Annotated in this window: 4 protein-coding genes; 3 read left to right on the top strand and 1 reads right to left on the bottom strand. The window is 42.1% G+C overall.

Going from position 1 to position 6,509, the window contains the following annotated elements; translation table 11 throughout:
* The first annotated feature begins 217 nt into the window (after positions 1 to 217).
* Entirely contained in the window at positions 218 to 2,701 is a 2,484-nt protein-coding gene (locus tag NJ959_RS24120) for a CHAT domain-containing protein (RefSeq protein WP_254014295.1), read from the top strand.
* 609 nt (positions 2,702 to 3,310) lie between these two features.
* The gene (locus NJ959_RS24115) at positions 3,311 to 3,841 is read left to right on the top strand and encodes a peptidoglycan-binding domain-containing protein (RefSeq protein WP_254014294.1); all 531 of its coding nucleotides are present in this window, start codon (positions 3,311 to 3,313) and stop codon (positions 3,839 to 3,841) included.
* A gap of 130 nt (positions 3,842 to 3,971) precedes the next feature.
* Here the strand turns inward: NJ959_RS24115 and NJ959_RS24110 are convergent, their stop codons facing one another.
* Positions 3,972 to 4,778, bottom strand: a complete 807-nt coding sequence (locus NJ959_RS24110; RefSeq protein WP_254014293.1) for a pentapeptide repeat-containing protein — start codon at positions 4,776 to 4,778, stop codon at positions 3,972 to 3,974.
* Positions 4,779 to 4,997: 219 nt separating this feature from the next.
* Between NJ959_RS24110 and NJ959_RS24105 the strand changes: the two genes are divergently transcribed.
* On the top strand, positions 4,998 to 6,509 hold a 1,512-nt coding region (locus NJ959_RS24105; protein WP_254014292.1), incomplete at its 3' end, for a DNA phosphorothioation-associated putative methyltransferase.

Genomic DNA, 6,509 nt, shown 5'->3' with positions numbered 1-6,509 from the left:
GAGTTTTGAGTTTTGAGTTTTGTTAGCGCAGCGGGACGAAGTCCGTTTTGAGTTAAAACTCTCCCTTGTCCCCCTTGTCCCCCTACTCCCTACTCCCTACTCCCTACTCCCTACTCCCTAACTTCTGATTGGAAACTTTCAGATCTTTGAATCATTCATCTGAATAATAAAGAGACATAATAACCGCTTAAATACTTTGACTACTCAGCTAAAGCCCTTGAAATCCCAATTCAACAAGATTAATCAGGTAGAATCAGTGGCACAGGAATTACAGGAATTCCATATCTCGGTAACTCCCCTAGGAGAAGATCAATATCTGGTACGGACAGAACACGTTGCACCAGGAGTACCATTGGCAGAAGAACAAGTATTTTGGCCAGTAGAGGATTGGTTGTCTGTGGCGCGACAACTGATGAACGATCCGATCTTAGGCTTGTTCTCAGGTAATGGTAGTGGAATGGAGGAGATCTTTTTTTTGCCCGATTCTCAGAAGCGGGTGAGTCAATCTTGCCTCAACTTGGTATCCCTCGGTCAGGAAATGTATAACGCCTTGTTTCAAGGTAGTTTGCGTGATAGTTGGCTAGTGGCGCAGGCGATCGCACAAAATCAGCGTCAGATGTTACGATTGCGCTTGGGACTAAAGGGAAATCGCTTACCCCGCTTGCCTTGGGAAGTGCTACATGAAGACTCGCGCCCCCTCGCCACGGGTACTGATGTCGCATTTTGTCGCTATCAGATTAATACCGGATTGATGAGATCTCTGCCAAACCTCCTCACCCCACCCAATAAACCCCTGAGAATTCTGATGGTAATTGCTGGTCCTAGTGACCAGGAAAATTTAGAATTGTTTAAAGAAGCATCTCATTTACGAGATGAACTTAAAAGTGGAGATATTCAACTTACAGTGCGGGAGCAGTTGGGCAGGGAAGAACTAACTCAAGAGTTGGAACAAGGGCACTATCAAGTATTTCATTATGCCGGACATAGTAGTTTAGGAGATTCCGGTGGTGATGTCTATTTGGTGAGTAAGAAAACAGGTTTAACTGAAACATTAAATGGGGATGACTTAGCAGGATTATTGGTAAATAATGGGGTTCAATTAGCAGTTTTTAACTCCTGTCGCAGTGCCTATACTGCTACATCAGATCCCCTAGATAATAGCAAAGATCGGAATTTGGCAGAAGCCTTAGTTAAGCGTGGAATTCCCGGCGTTTTGGCGATGGCGGAGCGAATTCCTGATGAAGTAGCCCTAACTCTTACCTGTCTTCTATACCGCAATATTAATCAAGGTCATCCTATCGATCTAAGCCTCAGTAGAGCCAGACAAGGACTAATTTCGGCTTATGGATCTAACCAATTATATTGGGCACTACCTGTCCTATATTTAACTCCGGAATTTGATGGCTATCTCATTGATGTAGCGGGCTATAATTGGGATGACGAGCAACCTTTACCGCAGTTGAACTCATCCTGGAGATCTCCTCAGCTTGAAGATGAATTACCGCAATCCCGGATCGCAAGCAAAAGGAAATTCCTGGAGGAAGATCTGGAAAATGACCCGATGGCAATATTTACTGGCTATGAAAATGTAGGTATCGATGGCGGGATAGACGGTTCAAGTATAGGGGATCTAGATAGTGACGATCCGGCAGATTTTATTAAAAATTTGCTGGGAGAATTAGAGAATGAATTGCCTACCGGTGGCTCAAACTTACCCGTTTTGGAGGAGGAAACTTCTAGAAATACTGGGTTAGAATCGGGAGTGGGACAATTCCCAATTCATAGTAGCAATAACCAAACTGCACCCTCGCAGCAATCAACCTCAGCAACATATTCTGCCCCATCCCAACCATCAGTATCGCAGCAGTGGGACTTGAAGAGTCGGTGGCGCAATATTCCCAGGCTGTGGCTAGGATTGGGGGTAACGGGTGTAATTGCGATCGCGGTATTGGGTATTTCCGTAGTTTTTCATCGCCAATCTGTACCGAATACGCCAATTGCGGCAAATCCTGCGCTCCAAGCTCCTCACAATTCCCAGAATGTTAATCTGTCAGAAGCAGAAACTGCTACTGTTACTAATATTGCCATAGAACAACTTAGTCGCGGTAATATCTCCGCCGGACAAAAGTCAGTTGAGGAATTGCTAAACAGAGGTGCTTTACCACAAGCAAAAGCTGCTCTTGATGCTGTACCTAAAACTCAATTAGATCAACCGATTGTCAGTTTCCTCAGAGGACGTTTAGCATGGCAATTTATCCAACAAGGTAGCAAAGACTATAACATAGATGATGCACGACGTTATTGGGAAATCGCAGTTAAAGGGAACCCAAACTCCTCTGAATACTACAATGCTTTGGGTTTTGCTTATTACGCCGAGGGAGATTTTGACCGTGCTAATAATGCTTGGCTAGATGCACTAACTCACTTGGAAAAAACTAAAAATGAAGCGGATGTTGCCGGAGTTGGTGCAAAGCAAAACGAATTAAACGTTTATGCAGGATTAGCACTAGGGTTCTGGAAATCTGCTCAAAAACAACCAGAACCTAAACGAGCAAATTTGTTAAATGAATCATTGAAACTACGCCAAAAAGTAAGGGGTGACGATCCAGTTAACTTTCAACCAGAAGCACTAAGCAAAAACTGGCTTTGGTCCGAGTCTGCTATTCGAGATTGGCGTAAGCTTTTAGATGTGAAAAAGTAGTAGATAAGAGAGTCGATAATTTTGAATAAAATTGGTATGGGGGCAAGTGACTACTATAATTTATAGTGGGAAAAATAAGCTTAATTGACTCGCCCTCTGGGAATTTATTGTATAAATTATGGATAGAGTATTTAGGGGTTATCGGTTGAATATAGCAGTCGCCAGGGCGGTTATGACTCAGATTTTGCACCAGTAGCCAAAACCGCCAGTGGCTATCAGCCACTGTCTAATAGCTTAAGTCCGTTAAAACGGACTAAAATCTAGATTACTTCAGTAGCTGTTTTTTGTAGGGTGGGCACTCCCCAAGATAACTCGAAAAGCATAAAATTATGTTAGTAGGGAGTGCCCACTGACTTTGGCTATATAATACCTTCTTTTTAACGCAAAGTACGCAAAGGTAAGCGCAAAGGTTCGCAAAGAAGAGGGTGAAATAGCCTCAAGAATGGACTCGATCGTCCACTAGGATGTAGGCTATCGTTGATTCTTTACAATTTGGATCTTTATTTCTACATGAATCATGGAGTAGGATTGACTTGAGAGTGGAGTAAGATTAACTCAACAGAGTCCCGGTTTGTCCATCGCAAAACCTAAAGTTATCAAGGAGTCACTATGGAAGCTCTAATCTATCCTGAAACAGCCAGGAGCAGGACAAATACCAGATTTTGGCTGAAAAAGCCTATCCTCCAAATGGGTGCAGTTGGTGCAGATGTTTTGGAATTACAAAAATTACTGACACGGCGAGGTGTCTACACTGGACCGATTGGAGGTTATTTTGATATGTGTGTTCGCGATGCGGTAATTGAGTTTCAGCATCGGGTATTTCTTAGAGAAGATGGTATTGTCGGAGCGCTAACTTGGCAAGCTCTCGATAGGGGCGCACCTGTGAATATGCCTGTACTGCGATATGGTAGCAAGGATGGGGCTGCGATTACGTTACAGTGGGTGCTGCGATGTACTGGTGACTATCAGGTTTCAATTGATGGTGATTTTGGCGATCGCACTGAGACTGCTGTAAAATCTTTTCAACAGTCTCATAGTTTAGTTGTGGATGGGATTGTGGGAGAGGAAACTTGGAATGCTTTGAGTTTAGCACATAATCGGGTTCATGCTCAGGAAATGTCTAATCAGCGTAGTGCTTAATTGGTTATTTGTTATTGGTTATTTGTTATTTGTTGTTGGTTATTTATTATCTTGAGGATTTTACATTAATTTTCGGATTGACAGAATTAATTATTTAATTATATTGACTTGTTCTAACAAAAAAAAACAATTACTGACAATCTCGATTAGATACGCTTCCATCCGGCATAATAGTATTACAGAAAACGGCACCAGTTAGGTTCGCATTTTTCAGGTCAGCATCGCTGAAGTTAGTGTCTTGCAAATTAGTCTCACTTAGGTCAGCATTTTGTAAAGAAGCATTAGTAAAATTTGCCCCTCTTAAGTAAGCCCCATTCAGATTAGCACCATTAAGTTTAGCATTATTAAGTTGAGCCGCAGCTAGGTTAGCTGTTTTCAAATTAGCACCATTGAGGCGGGTTCCTATTAAGTTGGCACGTCTCAAGTCAGTTCCTTTTAATTCTGCTAAAGTGAGGATGGATTGAGATAGGTTGGCATCGCTAAAGTCAGCTAAACTCAAGATACTTTGAGTCAAATTTGCACCTTGGAGGATAGCTTCAGGCAGATTAGCTCCTTTTAAAGTGGCATTTCTTAAGTCGGCATTAGTGAGATTAGCGCTACCAAGAAATGCTTGAGTTAGGTTAGCTTCTGTGAGATTCGCTTGAGTGAGATTGCTACTAATTAGATTGGCATTGCTCAGGTTTGCACTAGTAAGATTCGCTTGACTCAAGTTAGCTCGCTGCAAGTCAGCTTTGCTGAGGATAACTTGGGTTAAGTTGGCGCTACTGAGATTGGCATCACTCAAGTCACAGGTTTCGCATTCCCTGGTTTCTTGTAGCTGTGTAATATCTTCAGGTTTGGCAGCTTGAATTGGTGTGGCGGATAAGGTAGCGAGAAGTAAGAGTATAAGGATTATTGGCTCTGACCTATTTAGTGAGTTAATGTTTTTAGTGGACATTTTGATATCCTCACGGTATTATATCGGTTTTCATTAGATCTGTGTGGCAAACCTATATAAAAATACATAAATTTTTACTTAAATTGTAAATTCTTTACGAAATACCCCGCTCAATGTAAATTCCTGCAAAGTTGATGTGCTGGTGGATTCTCTTGCCAGATATATTAACAAATAACCAACAACAAATCACAAATAACCAACTACCAACAACCAACAACTATGGTTGCTCCTGTACCAGATACCTTTGAAATTGAGCGCCACAAAGCGGCGATGGTTCGCACTGAACTCTCGAAACCCGTCCGCTTGGCCATAGAAAGTGGAATACTAACTAAAGATACCACTTTTTTCGATTACGGCTGCGGTCACGGTGGGGATGTGCGGCGACTCGGGAAACAGGGTTACATCTGTGGAGGATGGGACCCTTACTATCAACCCGATCATCCTTTGACGATAGCAGATATTGTTAATTTTGGTTACATCATTAATGTGATTGAAAACCCGCCTGAGCGTCGTCAAGCTACGATTAATGCTTGGAGACTGACAAGTCAAGTCTTAATTGTATCAGCTCAGGTTTTAATTGACGATCGCAATTCCGGTCAAATTGGATATGGAGATGGCATTATTACTCGTCGCAATACCTTTCAAAAGTATTACGAACAAGAAGAATTAAAAATATATATTGACCAAGTTTTAGGAGTAGACGCAATTCCAGTTGATTTGGGAATCTTTTTTGTCTTTCGCGAGGAAGCAAAAGCTCAGAGTTTTCGAGCATCTCGCTTCCGTTCCCGCCTGACTGCCCCCAGAATTATCCTCAATTCAAAAAGGTTTGAAGACTATCAAGAACTTTTGGCTCCCCTAATGTCATTTGTGGCGGAAAGGGGACGGATTCCTAGTACTACTGAATTATCAAATATTCGCGAAATACTGGAAGAATTCGGTAGCCTGCGCCGTGCCTTTCAGATGATTCTACAGGTAACAGAGCAAGAAGAATGGGATGCGATCGCAGATAAACGTCGCCAAGATCTCCTAGTTTACCTCGCTCTGAGCCAATTCAGCAAGCGCCCCAAATTCAGCCATTTACTGGAGGTGGTGAGAAATGATATTAAGGGACTTTTCGGCACTTATCGAGATGCTTGTACCGCTGCTGATTTGATGCTGGCGAGTGTGGGAGACTTACGAATAATTGCTAATTGTTGCCAACAAAGTACTATTGGTAAACACCTTCCTAACGCTCTTTACGTCCATATTTCAGCACTGGAAAGACTCAATCCTTTACTGCGACTTTATGAAGGATGTGCCAGTCGGACTATCGGGCGATTGCATGGCACTACTTTAATTAAATTCCACATTAACAAGGCAAAAATTTCTTACTTATTTTATCCAGAATTTGATACGAATCCTCATCCTACCTTGCATACTAGCCTGCAAATTGATCTACAAGATTTACATGTTGTCTACCGTAAATACGATAGTTCGGAGAATCCGCCTATTTTGCATCGTAAAGAAACATTCGTCACGCCAGACTATCCCTTTTATGAAAAATTTGCCAAACTTACTCGTCAAGAAGAAGAAAGGGGACTATTGGATAATACCAAAACTATCGGTACTCTCAAAGGCTGGGAACAATGTCTCGTCGAACATTTATCTGAAATTCAAGGTTATAGCCTTAGATGGCGCAAAGATGCCGATCCTTATCGGCTTAAAATATTAAAAAATGCACGTCGTCAAAGG

It is taken from the genome of Limnofasciculus baicalensis BBK-W-15 (assembly GCF_024178385.1).
Classification (GTDB): domain Bacteria; phylum Cyanobacteriota; class Cyanobacteriia; order Cyanobacteriales; family Coleofasciculaceae; genus Limnofasciculus; species Limnofasciculus baicalensis.
Note: the sequence above shows the minus strand (reverse complement) of the source record. Positions and strands in the feature narration are given on the sequence as shown.

Excerpts from the sequence above, each read along its gene's own strand:
- NJ959_RS24110 (WP_254014293.1), bottom strand. The coding sequence starts at position 4,778 with ATGTCCACTAAAAACATTAACTCACTAAATAGGTCAGAGCCAATAATC.
- NJ959_RS24115 (WP_254014294.1), top strand. The coding sequence starts at position 3,311 with ATGGAAGCTCTAATCTATCCTGAAACAGCCAGGAGCAGGACAAATACC.